Origin of the sequence: Thermoanaerobacter siderophilus SR4, from assembly GCF_000262445.1 — a bacterium.
In the GTDB taxonomy this organism is placed as follows: domain Bacteria; phylum Bacillota; class Thermoanaerobacteria; order Thermoanaerobacterales; family Thermoanaerobacteraceae; genus Thermoanaerobacter; species Thermoanaerobacter ethanolicus.
In genome coordinates this window covers 843,046-864,455 of sequence record NZ_CM001486.1, presented here as the reverse complement: position 1 = coordinate 864,455, position 21,410 = coordinate 843,046, and the positions used below count along the sequence as shown (strand labels likewise).

Here is a 21,410-nt window from a genome sequence, read left to right as displayed (position 1 = left end):
AAATAGTGCGATTTATTCTAACTTTCTAATTATATCGGCTTGTGAAAAATTTTCTTCCTTTGTCTATGTATCCTTAATCAATTTTGATAATTTTTCTACATCGAGATAATCCTTCGTTTCAGATAGGTCAATACCATATAAAATACTTATAACTCGAATTGATAGTATTCAATTCTTTTTAAATTTTTAATTATTGTTTTTTTGAGCTATATAAAAAGACGGTTTTAAACCGCCTTTTTATAATCCGAGTTCCATTCTTGCAAATGAAGATAGACGATCATGATCCCATGGAGGTGAATATACAATTTTTACTTCTACCTCACTATAATCTCCAATTGAAAGTACTTCGTTTTTTACCTCATTTGACAACACATCAGCAAGTGGGCAACCTAATGCTGTTAGTGTCATTATAATGTATAATTTATTATCTTCTTTGTGAATTTCATAAACAAGCCCAAGGTTTATAATATCTATACCGATTTCTGGATCAACAACAGACATGAGAACATCTATTATACGATTTTGCTCTTCTTTGTCATCAATGCCAACAAATTTAATTGGTGCAAAGTCAAGAAATTCTTCACTTTCCATAATATATTGTGCCTCCTTTATATCCAATTATATTGTATTACTTTTTCCTTTTTCTTCGGTTTTAAAGTTAAAAACTATACGTAGTTTTTCCAAAATTATTTGCGTAAAAAAGACATATAGAGGAACTTAAATAATTTGAGTAATAATTCGAGGAGGTAATGTAACTTTCATGGACAAATGGAAAAGCAATTGGATAAAATAAGGTACAAGTATTACAGAAGATATAAGCTGGCCTATTCCGATGGCTATGACTAATTGCCAGAATGAAGGCAACGTCCCATCCTCCGGCACTTCACGCGAGACACCTACTCTGCCAAGAGCTATTTTATATTATATCATATTTTACCGTTTTTTATATAGACGAAATTTTTGTGAAAGGGGTCATTTTTATTAAAAGAAAATAAAAAAGCTATTTGTAAAAGAGATTAAAAGTGGTATAATTTTGGAAAGGAATTATTTAGGTAGTATAACAAAAACCTTAAGAGGGAGTTTAAATGGAGGATTATAAGGGGTACTTTATAAAAGGCGAAGATGAAGAAAAAATATATCTTCATTGTTGGGAAAATGTTAATAATGGGCACTTTTAAATTTATATAAAAAAGAGAGACTGCAAAACATACCTCAAAATTTGCCTATTTTTATAATTTCAGGTGAAGAGGATCCTGTGGAGGAATATGGAAGATTAGTAAATAGACTTTATGGAATTTACAAAAACGTGGGTAGTACATTAGTAGATATAAAAATTTATCCTAGTAAGAGACATGAAATTTTAAATGAGATTAATCGGGAGGAAGTGTTTGAAGATATTTTAAATTGGATAAAAGAAAAGGTATATGAAAGGAGATAAATAAATGGTATATGTGGCTATTATAATATTTTTAATTGTAATTGCTATTATAGTAAAACCGAGGATTGAAATTTACCATCTTAAACAAAAGTACAGGCAACTTATGTTTTTATCTTCAATGGAGCAAGCTGAAAAATCCCTTCAGCTTCAGATACAGCGTCTTAAAGTTAAATATCCAGGTCGAACTGAAAAGTGGTACATTGAAAAAGTCATTTTTGATTTAGAAAGAGATAGAAGATAATTTTTATAAACTTGTTATTTTTTTCTGCATATTATATGATAAAAGAAAAGTTGGAAAAATTATTTTGATGGTGGTGATTAATATGCTAATAGCTGTTGACCCCGGCCATGGAGGAAAGGATCCTGGTGCTGTTGTGGGTGATTATAAAGAAAAAGATATAAATCTAAATATAGCTTTAAAAATAAGGGATATTTTAGTGAAGGAAAATATCGGTGTAATAATGACAAGAGATAAAGATGAAACAGTAGACTTACAGCAAAGGTGTGATATTGCCAATAAGAGCAAAGCAGATTATTTTATTTCTATTCATTGTAATAGCTTTACAGATCCTTCCGCAAATGGTACGGAAACTTACGCGTATCCCAGAAGTTTAGCAGGACGAAATTTAGCCCAATATGTACAAAATGAAATAGTAGAAATGTTAAAAACAACAAATAGAGGAGTAAAATATGAAAGTTTTTATGTACTGAAGCATACTGTAATGCCTGCGATACTAGTTGAAACAGCTTTTATGTCAAATCCACAAAATTTAGATTTGCTTTTACAAAAGCCAGATGCTTTTGCACAAGGGATTGCAAATGGCACAATTAAATTCTTAAAAAGCGTAAATTATAAGCAAACAGATGATATTGAAAAATTACAGATGAAAGGAATTATAGATAAACATTATGACCCTAAAAGTTATGTCACTTGGGGAGAATTTGCTTCTGTAATATTGAAAATATTGGGAGGGAGATAAATGAGGGATTTGGTCATGACAATTTTGACAGCTGGTGTTCAACTCGTTATAATGGTTGCGCTTGGGTATTTGATTGATTATTTAAATACCAAAATTGGTATGGAAAAAATGAAGAGATACTATGAAATTGCAAAAACTTTTGTGCAAGCAATAGAACAGCAAATAGGGCCAGGTAAAGGACCTGATAAAAAAGCGGAAGTTTTTAACTTATTAAAAAAAGTGGTTGGCAATAAGTTAACAGACGAAGAAATCGATAAACTAATAGAAGCAGCAGTTTTTGAAATGAATTATATATTGAAATTAAAAGGTTTGGAGAGACAAGGTTTGGACAAATAATGAAAAAACTTTATTACAAAAAAGCACTCTATATGGGTGCTTTTATTTTTAGCACCTATTACTAATAAAAATTGCAAGAAGACAATTTAAAAATTTCATCAATGTAAAAGATTACAAAAGGCGTACCTACAAAACAACGATATTATAATGAAAAGTTTGGAATAGAGGAACATGCTAAAATTTATTTTGCAAATTTTATTATTCAAATTGCAAAGCTAAAAATTTTTTTGTATAATATTCTTATACTTATTATTGTGAGGTGGTATAAGTTGGACTTTTCTCTCATTATTAATAAGGAAACAATGGAAATTATAAATAAAATGAGACTACCAGAAGAAGTAGAAGAAATATTAAAAGTGTGTCCTAAAATAACAATTCCAGAAAGTAGACAACATCTTCTTGAAATTTCTGTTGGAGGAAATAATGACTTTTTTGAAATTTTTTATGATGTTCCAGAAAAAGGGAAAGTATTAGAAGCGACTGTGGCAAGGTGTAAAAATGGGTTAGCAGTTAATTATCCTGAGCCTTATATGAGAAGGAGAGAGCCAGATTGTCTTGTAGTTGCTGATAATGGGGAGACAGATAAACCTAGGTTTGTGGATAGGTATGGATATGATTTTGACGAATTAAGGCAGAAAACTTTTGAATGGCTGAAAAAGCAAAATTTAATTGTCATGCCTTTTATGTCTGGTGGAGATGAGTACGGTTATCCATCGCTTCTCTTGGCACCTGAAAATGCTGGTTTTTTCGCTACGGCTCTTGCAGATATTCAAGGATTTATACCTAAAAAGGAAATACCGGAAGGTTTTACTCCGAAAGCAATAGTATATTTAGCCCCTCCCTTTAGGCATACTCATTTTAATGGAAAGCAAGTAGTTGTGCACAACCGATTAGAAAATCTCCATGAACTTTTTTCGTATAACTTGTATCCTGGGCCAAGTGCAAAAAAAGGAATATATGGGGTACTCTTAACAATGGGAGAAAAAGAAGGGTGGATTACTGCTCATGCTTCTGCAGTGAGAATAATTACTCCTTATGACAATATATTGACTATTATGCATGAGGGTGCCAGCGGTGGCGGAAAGAGTGAAATGCTGGAGCAAATTCACAGGGAGCCTGATGGGCGCATAAAAGTAGGGCGCAATTTAGTGACAGGTGACGAAATATACGTAGACCTTAAAGAAGCTTGTGAATTACAACCTGTAACTGATGATATGGCATTATGCCATCCGGATTTGCAACAAGGTAAAAAATTAGTGATAAAAGATGCAGAAAAAGGTTGGTTTATACGTGTAGATCATATGAATGAATATGGAACGGACCCTCATTTTGAAAAGTTATGTATCTATCCTAAAGAGCCTTTAATCTTTTTAAACATAGACGGAGTGCCTAAATCCACTTGTCTTATATGGGAACATATTATGGATGCACCTGGCAAACCTTGTCCCAATCCTCGTGTAATTATGCCAAGAAGGTTTATGCCAAATGTAGTTGATGAAGCTGTAGAAGTGGATGTGAGGAGTTTTGGTGTGAGGACTCCCCCTTCTTCAAAAGAAAAGCCTTCCTACGGTATAATAGGCATGCTACACTTGTTGCCTCCTGCTCTTGCTTGGCTGTGGAGATTAGTTGCACCGAGAGGTCACGCTAATCCAAGTATAGTAGGAACAAGTGGACTCGAAAGCGAAGGTGTAGGTTCTTATTGGCCTTTTGCAACGGGTAAAAGAGTAATTCACGCTAATCTTTTATTGCAGCAGATTATAAATACACCGGGTACTCGATACATTCTCGTTCCAAATCAATATATAGGAGTGTGGAAAGTAGGATTTATGCCCGAATGGATAGCTCGTGAATATCTTGCAAGAAGAGGAAGTGTAAGATTTAGACCAGATCAAGTTACACCAGCGAGAAGCAGTCTCCTCGGTTATGCTTTAAATACATTAAAAATAAACGGAAGTTTTATTCCTCGCGAATTGCTGCAAGTTAACAAGCAGCCCGAAGTAGGGGATGATGGATATGACAAAGGTGCTGAGATGTTAAATGAATTCTTCAAAAGAGAATTAAAGCAATTCTTAGTACCTGAACTTGACCCTCTTGGTAAGAAGATTATTGAAACATGTTTAGAGGATGGAAGTTTAGAGGACTATATAAGACTTTTGGGAGATTATAGATAATTAAAAAAAGAGCCTGTACATAAGTGTATGGGCTCTTTTTTGTATTTCTTGTAAGAGCTGTGGCAAAACAAAAAAGCATAAAAAAGAGGGGGGAAGTCCCCTCTTTTTTATGCTTCGTGAACGGCTTCTTTTGAGGTTGAAGTTTTTTCTGTCTTTTTTGCTTTTGCTAAGTTGATTTTGGGCAAGACAAGGTTTAGAAGTATTCCTGCTAAGGTGGCAGGACCTATGCCTTCAAAGACGAAGTTTCCAAAGGCTATTTTTATACCGCCTACACCCAAAGTCAGTATTACAGAAGCTATTATGAGATTTCTGCTGTCAGAAAAATCTACTTTATTTTCAACAAGTGTTCTCATACCTGCTGCCGCAATCATTCCAAAGAGTATTATTGTTACTCCGCCCATAACAGGTTGCGGAATTACTTCTATCAAAGCGCCTATTTTTTGTATAAAGCTTAAAAGTATTGCTATTATAGCTGCACCTTGAATAACTTTTGAGCTATAGACTCTTGTTATTGCAAGGACTCCAATGTTTTCACCGTAAGTTGTGCTGGGTGGTCCGCCAAAAAGTGCCGCAATTGATGTTGCAAGGCCATTACCTAACATTACTCTATGAAATCCAGGGTCTTTTATTAAATCTTTTTCAACGATATTTCCTATTACGAGGACGTGCCCTAAATCTTCAATTATAGCGACTAAGGCCAGCGGCGCAACCAAAGAGACAGCACCCCATGCCAGTTCCGGAGTATGTCCTGTTAAGAAGGAGAATTTGGGAATTGCAATCCATGAGGCTTTTGCAACAGGTCCGAAGTCTACAAGGCCTCTTGTTATCGCGAATATATATCCGCCAATTGTTCCTAAAAGTATGGGTATGACTTTTATAAATCCTTTGCCAAACATGCTAAAGACTATGATAAGGGTTGCTGTAAAAAGAGCCGTTGGTAAATCTTTTTGCGCTTGAGCTATTGCTACAGGAGCAAGGCTTAGACCTATTATCATAACTACAGGGCCTACTACAACGGGGGGAAGCAATTTTTCTAACCAATCGATGCCTGTCAAGCTTATGATTATGAATACCACTATATATACAAGGCCTGCTGCTATCATACCAGTAAAAGCACCTCTTACACCAAATTGCTTAGTTGCAGCTATTATAGGTGCTATAAAGGCGAAGGAAGAACCTAGATACGCAGGTACTTTTCCTTTTGTCATCAAATGGAATATTAAAGTTCCAAGCCCTGATGTGAAGAGGGTAACAGCTGGGTCAAGACCTGTTAAAAGAGGTACTAAAATTGTTGCACCAAACATGGCAAATACGTGCTGAAAAGATAGTGGAATTGCTTGTTTTATAGGGGGGGTTTCTTCGATTCCGTATATTTTGTTTGACATAAAAAAACCTCCTTTGAGTTTTTTGTTTACAAAAAAACCCTCTCAAGGAGGATGCAAATATAGATATTTTATTTTCCTCCTTTTTAGCCTCGCTGGGCTAAATTAAAGGGTTTTTTCACTTTTTCTCTACAATTATAGCATACAAAATATTATTTGTCTACCACAAAAAGCCCCTTTAAGAGACCTTTTAAAAAGCAAAGAGAAGATAAAATTTAACTATTTTAGCTCCACCTTTCTTTTCTGTAACGTTCCAATACATTCAGTACATAATTTATATCAAAAGTTGTATGGTCGGCGTTAATTTGGAACCGGATACTTTCACTACCTCTAGGTACCACTGGATAGTTTATAGCTGTAGCGAGAATGCCGTTATCTATGAGGTAATTTACTAAATCTATCGTTCTTGTTGCATCTCTAACCAAAAGTGGTACTATTGGATGCTCGCTTACTACAGTTTCATATCCTAATTTTACAATCCCTTCTCTAAAAAGTTTTGCCAATTCTTTGAGGTGTGAAAGTCTTTTTTGACCTTCTTTGCTATCAAGTATTTCAAGGACTTTTAAAACACAAGCAGCTTCTGATGGTGTTACTGGATTTGAGTAAATATAAGTTATAGTTTTTTCTCGCAAGTAAGTTGTTATAACCTCGTTTGATACTACATAACCTCCATTTACACCATATGCCTTTCCCATAGTACCGATGAGAAGGTCAGCTTTTCCACCTGTTATTTCTTCTGTGCCTCTTCCAGTTGGGCCAAAAGCGCCAACACCGTGAGAATCGTCAACTATAGTTATTATGTTTTCTTCAAAATCTTTGTCATATCTGTCTGCAATCTCCTGAATTTTCTTTAAATCTGCGTAATCTCCTCTCATACTGAATACACCGTCAGTGACTACAATGGCGCGTTTAGCTTTACCAATAAAACTCTTTATTCCATTTTCTAAATCTTTATAGTCTAGGTGTTTATAAATATATCTTTCTTTGGGTCTTGAAAGTCTTATAGCGTTTATAATACAGTTGTGATTTAGTTCATCACTTATTATTACTGTTTCAGGAGTCACTAAAGAGGAGATGATACCTACTACAGTCATATAGGCGGAGCTAAAAATCATTGCATCTTCTCTGCCGTGGAATTGAGCAAGCTTTTTCTCAAGGTCTCTATGTGTTATATAGGTTCCGCTTATAAACCTCACTGCTCCAGGTCCAATGCCAAACTTTCTTGCAGTCTCCTCTTCTACTTTTATTACTTCCTCATTAAATTGCATTCCGAGGTAAGAGTTAGAGTTCATCCTTATAAATTCTTTGTCTCCAAAGCCTTTTAAAAAGAAACGTGGACCTTTTTCACCCTCTGGTTTTTTTACATCGACTATGATAAGTTCTTTTCCTTTAGCACGACCTTCAGTCTTTAACTCATCGAGTTCTTTTTGTAAAATTTCATTTAATCTTGTAAGTGGCATCTTTTTTACCTCCTTTTGTTTATGGATATAATACAACTTTGCCACATTGGCCTTTTATCATTAGTTCCATGCCCTTTTCATATTCAGAAAGAGGGAAGGTATGAGTAATTATTGGTTTTAATGCTTCTTTAAGGCCAGAGCGCAATAAACCCTTTACTTTGTACCAGGTATCGTACATTCGCCTTCCTGTGATGCCGTTTATTGTTATGCCTTTAAAAACGACGTCATTTGTTATGTCTATAGGAACTTCATTGTCAGGAAGACCCAAAATAGACATCCTTCCGCCTTTTGCTATATATTTAAGTCCTTGTCGTATTGCAGTGGGACTTCCAGAGAAGTCCAATACTACATCTGCACCGTAGCCTTCTGTTTCACTTTTTATTATATTGACAACGTCTTCTTCAAGTGGGTTTATAACTCGTGTTGCACCTAATTTATGAGCAAGTTCCATTCTGTATTCGACAGGTTCTATTGCAAATATAGCTGAAGCACCAGTTGTTTTAAGAAGTGGTATTGCCATCATACCTATAGGACCGCAACCTACTACAGCGACAGTTTTTCCTACTATCTCTCCAGAAAATACTGTGTGAACGGCGTTTCCAAGGGGTTCTTGTATGGAGAGAAGTTCTAAAGGTATGTCTTTATCGTTTAGCCATACATTGCTTTCAGGGACTTTAAAGTATTCTGCAAAAGCACCGTCTGTGTCAACACCAAGTATAAGCGTATTTTCACATATGTGAGCATTTCCAGTTCTGCAAGCTTTGCATTTTCCGCATACTATGTGAGTCTCCGCACTTACTAAATCTCCAACTTTTATAGATGTTACATTTTCTCCTATTTCTACAACTTCTCCTACAAATTCATGTCCCATTATCTTAGGTGGTTTTATCCGGCTTTTTGCCCATTCATTCCAAACGTAAATGTGAACGTCTGTGCCGCAAATAGATGTGGCTTTGACTTTTATTAGTACCTCATCAGGTCCTATTTTTGGTATTTCTTTTTTTATTATATCTGCACCTTCTTTGGGATGTTGTTTAACAACAGCGATCATATATCCTTCCATAATGGACATCTCCTTTACTTGTACACTCATCTTACTACATAATATATTCTATATATTTGTACAAATTCCTTCTTGCATTACAAAAAAATTTTAATGGACTATATTTTTTTATAAAGGCAAAAAGAAACCTGTTCTATCATTAAAACTCTGAAGACAAATATTTAAAATTGTCTTCAATGCCTAAATGTATGATTATTATTTTTTAATGAAATAATATATCTGGATAGAAAGACCATGTTAAGGGTTAAGGAGGATTATTTTATGCGAAAAATGGCTACAATGGACGGAAATACAGCAGCTGCTTATGCCTCTTATGCTTTTACGGAGGTTGCAGCAATTTACCCTATTACGCCTTCTTCTCCAATGGCTGAAAATGTTGATGAATGGGCTGCCCATGGCAAGAAGAATATATTTGGTCAACCCGTGAAGGTTGTTGAAATGCAGTCAGAAGCAGGTGCTGCAGGTGCTGTCCATGGTTCTTTAACTGCAGGCGCTTTGACAACCACATATACCGCATCACAGGGGCTTCTTTTAATGATACCAAACATGTATAAAATTGCAGGAGAGCTTTTGCCAGGGGTGTTTCATGTAAGTGCCCGCGCAATTTCTGCCCATGCACTTTCTATATTTGGCGACCATCAGGATGTAATGGCAGTAAGACAAACAGGTTTTGCACTTCTTTGTTCTGCCAATGTACAGGAAGCCATGGATATGGCATTTATAGCCCATCTTTCTGCTATAAAATCTAGGGTACCATTTTTGCATTTTTTTGATGGCTTTAGGACTTCTCACGAGATGCAAAAAATAGAAGTGGTGGAATATGAGGAAATTGCGAAACTTTTAGATTTAAGGGCAGCAAAAGAGTTTAGGGACAGAGCGTTAAATCCTGAACATCCTGTTGTAAGAGGTACTGCACAAAATCCTGATATTTATTTTCAAGGAAGAGAAGCTGCTAATAAATTTTATGAAAAGGTTCCTGACATAGTAGAAGATTACATGAAGAGGTACAAAGAGCTGACTGGAAGAGAATATCACCTTTTTGACTATTACGGTTCAAAGGACGCAGAGTATATAATTGTAGCTATGGGTTCTGTTTGTGACACGATAGAAGAGACGATTGATTATTTAACAAAAAAGGAGAAAAAGTGGGTTTAATTAAAGTACATCTCTACAGGCCATTTTCTGAAAAACACTTTTTTGAGGTTTTACCTGATACAGTTAAAAAGATTGCCGTATTAGACAGGACAAAAGAGCCGGGTTCAATAGGAGAGCCTTTGTACCTTGATGTGGCTAAATTATTTTATAACAAAGATAAAAAGCCCGGCATAGTAGGAGGTAGATATGGTCTGGGCTCAAAAGATACAACTCCTTCTCAGATTATTGCAGTCTATGACAATTTAAAAAAGGACTCCCCCAAAGACCGTTTTACCATAGGAATTTTAGACGATGTGACTTACACATCATTAGAAGAAGGTGAATTTGTAGAGACTACTCCTGAAGGCACTGTAAGCTGCAAGTTTTGGGGATTAGGCTCTGATGGAACGGTTGGGGCGAATAAATCGGCTATTAAAATAATTGGGGACAACACAGACTTGTATGTGCAGGCATATTTTCAGTATGACAGCAAAAAATCAGGAGGCACCACTATTTCACATTTGAGGTTTGGTAAAAAGCCGATTAAATCTTCTTATTTGGTAAATCATGCTGATTATATTGCCTGTCACAATAAGTCTTTTATTTACAATTATGATGTTTTAAAAGGACTTAAACATGGTGGGACTTTTGTATTAAATTGTCCTTGGAGTAAAGAGGAGCTGGAGGAGAAGTTACCTGCTTCAATGAAAAGATATATAGCTAAAAACAATATCAATTTTTATACAATAGATGCCATATCAATTGCCCAAGAAGCAGGTTTGGGTGGCAGAATAAACATGATAATGCAGACGGTGTTTTTTAAACTTATAAATATAATACCTTTTGAAGAAGCAGTTGAGTATTTAAAAGATTCTATACAGAAGGCCTATGGCAAAAAGGGTCAGGATATAGTGGATATGAACTTAAAGGCTGTTGACAGAAGCGTAGAAGCTCTTGTAAAAGTAGAAGTGCCTGAGGAGTGGAAAAACGCAAAAGAAGGGCAAAAAATTGTAAAGCCAGAGCCTGATTTTGTTAAAAATATACAAAGACCTATGGAGAGAAATGAAGGAGACCTCCTTCCTGTAAGTGCTTTTGTCGGCATGGAAGATGGCACATTTCCTACTGGCACGACTGCCTATGAAAAGAGAGGAATTGCAGTATTGATACCCGAATGGCAAATAGACAACTGTATACAGTGTAACCAGTGCTCTTATGTTTGCCCCCATGCAGTAATACGGCCATTTTTATTAACAGAGGAAGAAATGAAAAAAGCGCCTTCAACTTTTAAACTGAAAAAAGCAATAGGAAGAGGATTAGAAGGGCTTTGGTATAGAATACAGGTAAGTCCTTTAGACTGTACAGGATGCGGCAATTGTGCAGATGTTTGTCCAGCACCTACAAAAGCTCTTATAATGAAACCCGCTGAAGAACAAATAGAAAAAGAAGCGAGAAATTGGGAGTATGCTGTAACTCTTGATGTCAAAGATAATTTAGTAGATAAGACGACTCTAAAAGGCAGTCAATTTGCAAAGCCTCTGTTTGAATTCAGTGGCGCATGCCCCGGCTGTGGTGAGACTCCTTACATAAAGCTTTTGACACAGCTTTTTGGAGATAGGATGATGATAGCAAATGCCACAGGCTGCTCATCTATTTATGGGGCAAGTGCACCCTCTATTCCTTATACTACTAATAAAGAGGGAAAAGGGCCTGCGTGGGCTAACTCACTTTTTGAGGACAATGCCGAATTTGGCTACGGCATGTTTTTAGCAAATAAGCAGATAAGGGAAAGGCTTAGAGATTTGATGAAAGAAGCTATAAATATCCCTATTGACGATGAATTAAAAGCTGCATTCCAAGAGTGGATTGATGGGATGGAGGATGGAGATAAATCTAAAATTGCTTCTAAAAAGATTTTGGATATTATAAATAGAGGCGGGTATACAGAGAATGAGATAATAAAAGAGATACTTGACAAAAAAGATTTTCTTGTAAAAAAATCTCAGTGGATAATAGGGGGAGATGGATGGGCGTATGACATTGGCTTTGGAGGGCTTGACCATGTTATAGCATCAGGAGAAGATGTAAATGTACTAGTGCTTGACACAGAGGTGTATTCCAATACGGGAGGGCAATCCTCAAAATCTACGCCATTAGGGGCAGTTGCAAAATTTGCGGCAGCAGGTAAGAGGACAAGCAAGAAAGATTTAGGTTTGATGGCTATGAGCTATGGATACGTGTATGTGGCACAAATTGCGATAGGAGCAAATATGAACCAGACGATAAAGGCTTTTGTGGAGGCAGAAAAATACAAAGGGCCTTCACTTATAATAGCATACGCTCCTTGTATAAACCATGGCATAAAGTCAGGCATGGGGACAAGTATAATGGAGGAGAAAAAAGCAGTGGAGTCTGGTTACTGGCACCTTTATAGATTTAATCCAGAGCTTAAAAAAGAAGGCAAAAATCCATTTGTACTTGATTCTAAAGAGCCGACAAAATCTTTCAGAGAATTTATTGAGGGGGAGATACGATATTCCTCACTTAAAAACGTATTTCCTCACATTGCGGAAAAACTTTATCAGAAGGCAGAAGATACTGCAAAAGAGAGATACGAAAGATATAGAAAGCTGGCAGAATAACGATTCCGGGCGTATGCCCGGAATCGTTATTTTTTGTTTTCTTCTACCCATTCTTTTGCATTTATTACTTCATTTTTACTTGGGATAGGCACATTTGATTCTTCTTTTACATTTTGTATATTTGCCCAGGAAGCAGTCTTATGATTTTCTATTGGCACTTTGTGAGGTTTTTTTGGTTTTTTAGTCATACAATCACTCCTTTAAATGTATTATTTTCGATAATTGAAGAAATTATGACTATTATTGTGATAAACTGAGGGATGTAAATTTCTTTTCTTTCTTAGGTTACAGTTCAAATTAGCAGTATAATTATTGTTGTAATCCTGGGATGAGGAGAGATTGAAATGGAGATAAGAGGACATCATTTTTTATGTATATTAGGTTTTAGAGGGCTTGGTTATGATGAAAAATTTGTTAAAAATATGGATGAAATTATTAGAAAATTGAATAATGAACATGATATGTTGATAAAAGCTGTGGATAGTGTGGATAACATTTGCAGCATGTGTCCAAACAATGTAAATGGAGAATGTACAGAGGAAGAGTATCCAGGAAGTGTAAAAGGAAAAGATAGGGCAGTTTTAGAAGTTTTAGATATAAGGCCAGGGGAGATATTGAGCTATAGGGAAGTCACAAATAGAATTAAAGAGAAAATGACTGAAGAAAAAATGGAAAAGATATGCAGTAACTGTCAATGGTTTAGTCTTGGGTATTGTTTGGAAGGGTTTAAAAAGTTAAAAGGCGGTGTGTGACCGCCTTTATAAGTCTCTTTGTGAAAAGCGCTTTGCACCGTAATAGAGGAGAAATACCACGTAGAAAAAGATGTATATGAACATGTAAATACTGGGTTGAGACATGCCCCCAAAGAGTCCTTGTGTCATAAAACTTATCCCACTACTTTGTGTCAAAAGCTCTGCAGTCATTTTTCTATATATGACATCTGTAGGAAGGATGAGACTTGTAATTATCCCTGCGTTTATAAGACTTTCTCCGCTTTTTAAGCCAAAGGCACCGACTTGACTTTGTTGCATTGCTGTTCCAATTTGTTCAAGAACACCTCCGACGAGGGCAATTCCATAAGCCATAATAGCTATGATGCCTGTGTTTACAGTCGAAAAAATTGAGCTGGAAGCTATTATAAGGGCTAAAAATACAATCGGTCCTAAGTCGAAGAAAAAAAGTCCTCTTAAAATATTGCTTGCTTCAAAGGTTATTTTAGACCCCATAAAGATGTTTAAACCTACTACAGACAAAAACATGATGGAGCTGTATATTACAATCATAGCGCCTAAGCCTATAAATTTTCCCAACACCAGTTCATATCTTTTTATAGGTTTCGATAAAACGGCGTATATGGTGCCATTTTCTATTTCTCCTGATATAGCATTTACTGATGTCAAAACTACAAGAAAAGCCACTATGAAATTTGCGAAAAATAGACCGGCAGACAAAATTTCTGATTGAAAGATGATGTCATATATAGAATCGTTGGGACGCTCAAATATTTTACTTAAGCCAAAAGTATATATGGAAAGGTAGAGGAGGGACAAAAGGGAGACTAATAGAAAAGCCCGTTTTTTTAGCATCTCTTTAAAGGTATATTTTATTATAGTTATCACGACACCTCATCCTTTCCAATCAAGTTTATGAATAAGTCTTCCAATGAAGAAGTTTGAGTATTTAATTGATATAACTTGGCACCGGCTTCTATTACCATTTTAGCTATAACTGGTATTTTTTCTCTGTCTTCTACTTTAAAAGAGATCTTACCTTCTTTAAATTGAAATTCTTTTGATAAGCGAGAAATTTTTTCAATCAACTCTGAAGTATAGTCTGATACAATCATTTCTACATGGGTGTGTTCTTTTAATAGCTCTTCCAGTTTTCCTTCGGCTATTATTCGGCCGTGATTTATTATAGCCACTTCATCACATACCATTTCCACTTCACTTAATAGATGGCTGTTTAGAAAAACAGTTTTTCCTTGCGATTTTAATTGTTTTATGATTTCTCTTACTTCAATTCTTCCAACAGGGTCTAAAGTTGAAGTGGGTTCATCTAAAAACACTATTTCAGGGTCGTTTAAAAGGGCTATTGCTATTCCAATTCTCTGCTGCATTCCTTTGCTGTAATTTTTGATGAGTTTATTTTCGTGACCTTTGAGTTTTACCAATTCTAAAAGTTCATCAATTTTTTTGCCTGGATTTTTTATTTTATAAAGCTCAGCATGGAAGCTCAAAAGCTCTTTTCCTGTCATCCAGTCGTGATATCTAAAATTTTCAGGTAAAAATCCTACTTTTTCTCTGGACTCTACAGTGCCTATGGGTTTCCCTAAAATCCATGCAAAACCAGAGGTGGGGTGTAAAAGCCCCACCATGGTCTTTACAAAAGTGCTTTTTCCTGCACCATTTGGACCTAAGAATCCAAAGACCTGACCTTTTTCTACAGAGAGAGTGACTTCTTTAAATCCGCCTTTTCCATTAAACTGCTTTGTGAGATTTTGTGTCTCTAAAACCATTTGATCACCTCATTGAATTTGCAATTTGAATTAATGTATTTATATTTTGCTGTGTTATTAATTCATCATTTATTGTTTGTTTGTCTGTAGATGGTTCATAGGATCCATAGATTGATAGACTATACATTACTCCGTTTTCATTCCATGCTATAGATGCCATATTTGGAGAATATTTATTTGTTAGAATAATAGCTGTATTTCCTCTTATATTTATTTCTTTAACATTTTTAGATTCATCCATTGGTATAGGTAATGTCTCCTTCCAGTCAGTTACACTTGCAATTTGTTTTTTTAAATTGTCGGGCAAAAATGGGAGGTTAGCCAAGGCATCAATTACCTTATCTATATTTGCCCCTTCTGGTACTACAATCTCAGGAGTTTTATTTATGGTAAGATAAATACTTTTTTTGATATTTTCTGTATCATTATTATCCTTTTTTCTTTTATATCAATATTTATAGATGTGCCAACATTTATTGTAATAGGTTTATTGTTGAGCTCTTTAGGGAAAAGATGTGTGCCGCTAAATGTTTTAATTAATTCATTTATTTTGTCAACATTAAGTTTAAACTCTAATCCATCACCCTTTGATACATATATATGGTTAATTTCAAAATTTTCGTCAGTTGGCAGCTTAAATTTATAATCTACATCGGACTTTAGTTTGTCAATTTCATTTATTGAAACTTCATATCCTTCATAACTTCCAGACCTTAATATTTCACCATATTCTTTTAAGTCAATGTTCTTTATGTTTCTATTATAGAACTCATTTTGAATTTGTGTAATGTCATCAGGTGTAATAGTTATAATCTGCATTTTGTTAAGTCTCAATAAATTTAGAATTTTAGCCTCTGCATTTTTAAGGGGCGGGAAAAGCATTGAGGAAACTACAAATGCCACTACGACTAAGGCGGCAATTGACTTTTTGTACTTTGTAAACATGGCAAACATTCCTCCTTTATTATTATTTTTGCTCAATTTTTCATTTAGAGTAGCCCAAGCTTCATTTAAATCTATATTGCTTGCTTTTAAAGCTTTTGAAGTGAATTCATTTATGGATTTTAGTTGTTCAAGTTTTTCTCTACATACATCGCAAGTTTTTAAATGTTCTTCTACATTTTTTGCAGTGATTTCATCCAGTTCACTGTCTAGATATGCTTGAAGAGTTCCTTCATCGTAGCACATACTTACACCTCCTTTTCATATAATTCTTTAAACTTTTTTTGTGCTCTTGCTATGGTTGTGCCGACGGAGGTTTTCTTAATTCCCAATGATATTGCTATTTCTTCGTAACTATATCCTGAATGTTTAAGTATTAGACACATCATATCTCTTTTACTCATTTTTAGGAGGACTTCTTTCACTTTAGCTCTTTCAAACCTTTTAATTGCTATTTCTTCAGGGTCTTCAAAAAATTCCTCTTGCGTGTTTTTAAAAACTTCCAGTTCTCTTGTTTTTGTGTTTTTTTCACTGCGGATATAATTTAAGGCATGATTTATTGCCACTTTGGATAACCAACCTCCTATATTTTCATTGTGACGGGGAGGATTTTTAAAATACTTTATAAAAACTTCTTGAGTAATGTCTTCCGCTTTGAATTCGTCTTTTATCATCCAAGAAATTTGATTTAAAACTTTTGGATAATATTTTTCAAAGATATCTTTGAAACTTTCCTCTATTTTGAACACCTCCCCTATGTCTTTTCACTAATAATAACACATCTAAAACCAATTTTGTGACAAAAACTTTTCAGACGAAGGGGACGGTTCCTCTTGTCTGAATTTTTCAGATGAAAAGAACCGTCCCCTTCGTCTGGATTTTATTTTTTGTGGGAAGTGCTATATAATTATATCGGTGTTTTTAAAAAGGTGCGGGGGTGTTAAATTTGGAGAGGATAAAGAGTTATTATCCTTATTTAGCAGGAATAGGAATGGCATCAATTTTTGGATTTTCTTTTATGTTTACCTCTATGGGGCTTGATGTAGCTTCTCCTATGGAGCTTATAGCCTATCGTTTTTTACTTGCAGCATTTATGATTACTCTTTTGTGGGTATTTGGAATTATTAAACTTAATTATAGAGGGAAAAATCTGTGGCCATTGTTTTTATTGTCTCTATCAGAGCCTGTTGTGTATTTTATATTTGAAACATATGGTGTAAAATATACATCCTCTTCTCTTTCTGGTTTGATGATAGCTTTAATTCCTGTTGCTGTTACCGCTTTGGCGGCGGTATTTTTAAAGGAAAGGCCTTCTTTGTATCAGCTTTTCTTTATTCTTTTGTCTGTTACAGGAGTTGCTTTTATAATTTTTATGACAGGTGTTGAAAGCCGTAATACGTCAATTATAGGTTTTGTATATCTTTTAGGAGCAGTCTTATCTGCAGCTTTTTACAGTATTTTAGCAAGAAAGTCTTCTTTAGAATTTTCACCTATTGAGATAACCTTTGTCATGATGTGGTTTGCCGCAATTTCTTTCAATTTTTTAAATTTAATTGATAGATTAGCAAAAGGCTATCCTATTTCTGACTATTTCAGGGATTTAACTGATTACAGAGTACTTATTCCTGTGCTATATCTAGGTGTTTTATCTTCTGTTGTAGCGTATTTTTTAAACAATTACGCTCTTTCAAAATTGCCTGCATCTCAAGCTTCAGTTTTTGCAAATTTGACCACAGTAATTTCGGTAATAGCGGGGATCACCATACGACGTGAAGCTTTTTATTGGTATCATATAATAGGAGCTATTATGATATTGATAGGAGTATGGGGGACAAATTATTTTGGAAAAGTGTCTCAACCGATTATTTCTTCAGAAGAAACACACTGAAATTCTGTATTTACATTACATAGAGAATGTGATATACTTTTAACGTAACCCTATACCATACGGGGGCATATATTAGTCCAAAAAGGATGCGGTATAAAAATACCGCATTTATTATAGAGGAGTGATTTTATTAGTACTTTAATTAGTATAGCATGTTTTTGCGTTTTATTAAAGTACAAAAAGAGAGATAATAAATATAAAAAGTTTTTGAGGTGAAACTATGGAGAGAGATGTAAAAGAAGCTGTGGAAATGTTAGGCAGAGGAAGTGGAAAAGCTCTTGATATTGGTACAGGACGGGGACGAATGGCAGCCGCTTTGGCTGAATACGGATATCAAGTCGTGTCTATTGATGAGAGTAAAGATGCTTTAAAAAGAGCAGAAGACCTTTTGAAAGAAAGTGTAACTTTGGAAAATATTTTGCTACTTCAGGGAGATGCTCACAATCTTCCATTTTTAGATGAAACCTTTGAGGTTGTGGCTACATACAATGCCATGCATCACATGAGGGATTATAAAAAGGTACTGGATGAGATGGTGAGGGTCTGTAAAAAAGGCGGTAGTATTCTTATATCCGAATTAAACGAATATGGGAGGAAAGTTGTTGCTGAAAGACACAAAGAAAGAGGAAGCTATCATGAAGCAAATATAAGCATTGAAGATATTGCAAAGTATTTAGAAGTCGAATATGCTTTAATAGGAGAAATAAAACAAGGGGAGAGGACAGATATTTTTATATCCAAAAAATGACAATTATTAAGGAAAAATTTATCGTTGACAAGACATGAAAATATGATAAAATAAGTAATGTCTTTTGTGGCCCCGTGGTCAAGAGGTTAAGACACCGCCCTTTCACGGCGGCAACACGGGTTCGAATCCCGTCGGGGTCACCATTTAAGTTAAGAAATAAAATGTCGCACAAAGGTGCGACATTATTTTTTATGTCGAAAGAAAAATTACATATATAGCAAAAATTAACAAATAAAACCATCACCATGATGCTATAATTTAGAAAAAAACAAGAGGTGGTGGTTTTTTTATGCAAAATATAAATATTTTACCTTATAAAAGAGTTATAAAAACTCCCTTGACAGAAAATACTCAAAAAAATCTTTCTAAAAACATTCAACAGATTATATTATTGTCAGTTATAAGCTTTTTTATAGGGCGAGCTGTTATTTTCAATAGTCTTTTGCCTTTCGGCATTGCTTTTTTTGCAACCCTTTTAATGTATAAAAAGCGATATCTTTTAACAGGAATAGGAGTATGGTTGGGAATATTAACTTTACCAAATGTCAATAGTTTTAAATACCTTTTAGCGCTTGTTTTGATCTTTTCATTAGAAGGGCTTCTAAAAATTAAACCTCAAAATATTATTAAAACCTCTTTCATTACTTTTATTTCTCTTTTTAGCGCAGATCTTATATTCAGCTATATTTATGGCTTTTTGCTTTTTGACATTATGATGAGCCTATATGAGTCTGTCACTGCAATGTTAATGGTTTTTATTTTTAACCACGCTGTTTCATTTATTTTGAATATAAACAGAAAAATTGTTTCCAATGAAGAGTTGATATCTTTGAGTATATTTATAGGGCTATTTATTCTAGGAATGAATCATTTGAATGTGTGGAAATTTACTCTCAATGGGATATTAGGGATATTTATAATACTTTTAGCCTCTTATATAGGTGGGGCTGGAGTAGGAGCAAGTATCGGCACAACTATGGGGCTTCTTGGAAGCTTATCTTTTTTCCAAATGCCAGTCTCCATAGGGCTTTTTGGATTTGCAGGCTTGTTGGCCGGTAGTTTGAAAAAATTGCATAGAATTGGAGTTATTATAGGCTTTTTAACTGCCATTTTTATTATTACATTTTATGTAACTTCAACTGTGGATATGCTTGTAAATCCTTATGATATTGTGTTAGCTTCTTTAATGTTTGTAGCACTTCCTAAGAAGTACATAGTAAAGGCGGAGGAAATAGTAAAGGGTAATAAAAATTTAAACAACAGAAATTACAATGAAAAATTAAAAGAAGTAGTGACAGGCAAACTTAAAGAGTATTCTCAAGTATTTGAAGAGCTCTCTAAAAGTTTTAAACAAGTAAATGAAAAAGTATTAGACCACAAAGATATTTCTTATTTGTTTGAGGAAATTGCCAATAAGACCTGTACTCAATGTGTCATGTATAAAACTTGTTGGGACAAGGAGTTTTACAATACTTATAAAAGCATGTTTGAGTTGATAGAACATCTTGAAAAAAATAGTAGTATTGAGGACAATAAACTGTATAGAAAATGTATAAGATTTTCTGAACTTATGAGTACAACTAAATATTACTTAGGCATTTACAAAATAAGCATGCAGTGGAGAGAAAGGCTAAAAGATGCTAAAGGACTTATTGCTACTCAGTTAAAAGGAGTTGCCGATGCAATATCTAATATGGCTAGTGATATTAGCATGAATATCACTTTTAAAGATGAATTAGAACAAATAATGATGGTGGAATTGGACAAAAAGGGCATACCTGTGGAGGATGTGCTAATTTATGACACAGGAGACGAAAATTTTAACGTAAAAATATATAAAAAGGCATGTTTTGCTAAGGAATGTGACAAAAAGATTGTCCCTATTGTATCTGAAATTATGGGGGAAAGATATGAGAGAAAAAGTAGGTTATGCTCTATAGACCACAATGGAAGATGTGTACTTACTCTTACAAAAGCAGAGAGCTTGCAAGTCTTAACGGGTATAAGCAGAGTTAGCAAGTCAAAAGCCAAGATTTCTGGAGATACTTATTCTTTTATGGACTTAGAAGATGGAAAATATATGGCAGCTTTAAGCGATGGAATGGGGATTGGATATAAAGCGGCTGCAGAGAGCACTACTACCATTTCTTTGCTGGAGAAATTTATAGAGGCAGGCTTTGATAAACATTTAGTTATTCAAACATTAAACTCTATTTTGGCTTTGCGGTCTGCAGAAGAAATGTTTTCTACTGTGGATATAATGTTTCTGGACAAGTTCACTGGAGAAGCAGAATTTATAAAAATTGGCTCTTGTGCTACCTTTATAAAAAGAGGGAATGAGGTTGAGATTATAGAATCCAGTTCTTTGCCCATTGGCATTTTGGAAGATATAGAGGCAGATATACATGAAAGAAAATTAAAAGATGGAGATTTTGTGATTTTAGTCACTGATGGAGTGTTGGAGTGTTTTGAGAAGGATAAAGAAGTAGAATTTTCAAGGTTAATTAGTGAAATCAACACGAGGAATCCTCAGGATATGGCAGATGCGTTAATGAAAAAATGTTTGGAATTGTGTAATAATACTCCAAAGGACGATATGACAATTTTGGTTTCAAAGGTATGGAAGAAAATATAAAAGTTAATAAATTGGAATAACCCTTCCACAATGTGGAGACAATATATCGAGGCGATTAAAGGAATACTTTTGTGGA

The 21,410-nt window shown here is 34.7% G+C and carries 19 protein-coding genes, 1 tRNA gene and 1 pseudogene; 11 read left to right on the top strand and 10 right to left on the bottom strand.

The window, feature by feature from the left end; all coding sequences use genetic code 11:
• Positions 1-237: 237 nt before the first annotated feature.
• Positions 238-591, bottom strand: coding sequence for a metal-sulfur cluster assembly factor (locus THESIDRAFT1_RS04205; protein WP_004401004.1), 354 nt, complete (start codon positions 589-591; stop codon positions 238-240).
• 607 nt (positions 592-1,198) lie between these two features.
• Between THESIDRAFT1_RS04205 and THESIDRAFT1_RS04200 the strand changes: the two genes are divergently transcribed.
• From THESIDRAFT1_RS04200 to THESIDRAFT1_RS04180, 5 genes are all read left to right on the top strand, one after another.
• A complete protein-coding gene (locus THESIDRAFT1_RS04200; protein WP_228378978.1) occupies positions 1,199-1,438 on the top strand; it encodes an alpha/beta hydrolase in 240 nt (79 codons plus the stop codon).
• 4 nt (positions 1,439-1,442) lie between these two features.
• The gene (locus THESIDRAFT1_RS04195) at positions 1,443-1,679 is read left to right on the top strand and encodes a hypothetical protein (RefSeq protein WP_003870989.1); all 237 of its coding nucleotides are present in this window, start codon (positions 1,443-1,445) and stop codon (positions 1,677-1,679) included.
• Positions 1,680-1,761: 82 nt separating this feature from the next.
• A complete protein-coding gene (locus tag THESIDRAFT1_RS04190; protein WP_003870990.1) occupies positions 1,762-2,418 on the top strand; it encodes an N-acetylmuramoyl-L-alanine amidase family protein in 657 nt (218 codons plus the stop codon).
• On the top strand, positions 2,419-2,754 hold the full coding sequence (locus tag THESIDRAFT1_RS04185; RefSeq protein ID WP_003870991.1) for a phage holin: 336 nt from the start codon (positions 2,419-2,421) through the stop codon (positions 2,752-2,754). It abuts the gene before it with no gap.
• 269 nt (positions 2,755-3,023) lie between these two features.
• Positions 3,024-4,925, top strand: a complete 1,902-nt coding sequence (locus THESIDRAFT1_RS04180; RefSeq protein WP_006569611.1) for a DUF4914 family protein — start codon at positions 3,024-3,026, stop codon at positions 4,923-4,925.
• A gap of 107 nt (positions 4,926-5,032) precedes the next feature.
• Here the strand turns inward: THESIDRAFT1_RS04180 and THESIDRAFT1_RS04175 are convergent, their stop codons facing one another.
• The 3 genes from THESIDRAFT1_RS04175 to tdh all read right to left on the bottom strand — a co-directional run bounded on the left by THESIDRAFT1_RS04175 (position 5,033) and on the right by tdh (position 8,830).
• A complete protein-coding gene (locus tag THESIDRAFT1_RS04175; RefSeq protein WP_006569610.1) occupies positions 5,033-6,310 on the bottom strand; it encodes a solute carrier family 23 protein in 1,278 nt (425 codons plus the stop codon).
• A gap of 221 nt (positions 6,311-6,531) precedes the next feature.
• The gene (locus THESIDRAFT1_RS04170; RefSeq protein WP_006569609.1) at positions 6,532-7,767 is read right to left on the bottom strand and encodes an aminotransferase class I/II-fold pyridoxal phosphate-dependent enzyme; all 1,236 of its coding nucleotides are present in this window, start codon (positions 7,765-7,767) and stop codon (positions 6,532-6,534) included.
• A 19-nt stretch (positions 7,768-7,786) separates the two neighbouring features.
• A complete protein-coding gene (gene tdh / locus THESIDRAFT1_RS04165; protein WP_006569608.1) occupies positions 7,787-8,830 on the bottom strand; it encodes an L-threonine 3-dehydrogenase in 1,044 nt (347 codons plus the stop codon).
• Between the two features lie 261 nt (positions 8,831-9,091).
• Between tdh and nifJ the strand changes: the two are divergent.
• Positions 9,092-12,603 (top strand): annotated as a pseudogene (gene nifJ, locus THESIDRAFT1_RS04160) (pyruvate:ferredoxin (flavodoxin) oxidoreductase).
• A 26-nt stretch (positions 12,604-12,629) separates the two neighbouring features.
• Here nifJ and THESIDRAFT1_RS12900 read toward each other — a convergent pair.
• A complete protein-coding gene (locus THESIDRAFT1_RS12900) occupies positions 12,630-12,791 on the bottom strand; it encodes a CDIF630_02480 family spore surface protein (RefSeq protein ID WP_003870730.1) in 162 nt (53 codons plus the stop codon).
• A gap of 156 nt (positions 12,792-12,947) precedes the next feature.
• On the opposite strand from THESIDRAFT1_RS12900, the gene THESIDRAFT1_RS04155 reads away from it, so the two are divergent.
• Complete coding sequence (locus THESIDRAFT1_RS04155) at positions 12,948-13,355, top strand: DUF1284 domain-containing protein (protein WP_004400988.1); 408 nt, start codon at positions 12,948-12,950, stop codon at positions 13,353-13,355.
• A gap of 6 nt (positions 13,356-13,361) precedes the next feature.
• Here the strand turns inward: THESIDRAFT1_RS04155 and THESIDRAFT1_RS04150 are convergent, their stop codons facing one another.
• The 5 genes from THESIDRAFT1_RS04150 to THESIDRAFT1_RS04135 form a co-directional block, all read right to left on the bottom strand.
• On the bottom strand, positions 13,362-14,222 hold the full coding sequence (locus THESIDRAFT1_RS04150; RefSeq protein WP_006569606.1) for an ABC transporter permease: 861 nt from the start codon (positions 14,220-14,222) through the stop codon (positions 13,362-13,364).
• Positions 14,219-15,121 carry an ABC transporter ATP-binding protein gene (locus THESIDRAFT1_RS04145; RefSeq protein WP_006569605.1) on the bottom strand — a complete coding sequence of 301 codons (903 nt, stop codon included), beginning with the start codon at positions 15,119-15,121 and terminating at the stop codon, positions 14,219-14,221. Before THESIDRAFT1_RS04145 ends, THESIDRAFT1_RS04150 begins: the two co-directional genes overlap by 4 nt.
• A gap of 4 nt (positions 15,122-15,125) precedes the next feature.
• On the bottom strand, positions 15,126-15,362 hold the full coding sequence (locus tag THESIDRAFT1_RS13820) for a hypothetical protein (RefSeq protein WP_244262746.1): 237 nt from the start codon (positions 15,360-15,362) through the stop codon (positions 15,126-15,128).
• 143 nt (positions 15,363-15,505) lie between these two features.
• Positions 15,506-16,309, bottom strand: coding sequence for a DUF2275 domain-containing protein (locus THESIDRAFT1_RS04140; protein WP_244262745.1), 804 nt, complete (start codon positions 16,307-16,309; stop codon positions 15,506-15,508).
• A gap of 2 nt (positions 16,310-16,311) precedes the next feature.
• Positions 16,312-16,812, bottom strand: a complete 501-nt coding sequence (locus tag THESIDRAFT1_RS04135) for an RNA polymerase sigma factor SigX (protein ID WP_003870725.1) — start codon at positions 16,810-16,812, stop codon at positions 16,312-16,314.
• Between the two features lie 197 nt (positions 16,813-17,009).
• On the opposite strand from THESIDRAFT1_RS04135, the gene THESIDRAFT1_RS04130 reads away from it, so the two are divergent.
• The 4 genes from THESIDRAFT1_RS04130 to spoIIE all read left to right on the top strand — a co-directional run bounded on the left by THESIDRAFT1_RS04130 (position 17,010) and on the right by spoIIE (position 21,334).
• Positions 17,010-17,951, top strand: coding sequence for a DMT family transporter (locus THESIDRAFT1_RS04130; protein ID WP_004400981.1), 942 nt, complete (start codon positions 17,010-17,012; stop codon positions 17,949-17,951).
• Between the two features lie 220 nt (positions 17,952-18,171).
• Positions 18,172-18,699 (top strand): class I SAM-dependent methyltransferase, encoded by a 528-nt coding sequence (locus THESIDRAFT1_RS04125; RefSeq protein WP_006569603.1) that lies wholly within the window; start codon positions 18,172-18,174, stop codon positions 18,697-18,699.
• 68 nt (positions 18,700-18,767) lie between these two features.
• Positions 18,768-18,842, top strand: a tRNA-Glu gene (locus THESIDRAFT1_RS04120).
• 146 nt (positions 18,843-18,988) lie between these two features.
• A complete protein-coding gene (spoIIE, locus tag THESIDRAFT1_RS04115) occupies positions 18,989-21,334 on the top strand; it encodes a stage II sporulation protein E (protein WP_006569602.1) in 2,346 nt (781 codons plus the stop codon).
• The last annotated feature ends 76 nt before the right edge of the window (positions 21,335-21,410 follow it).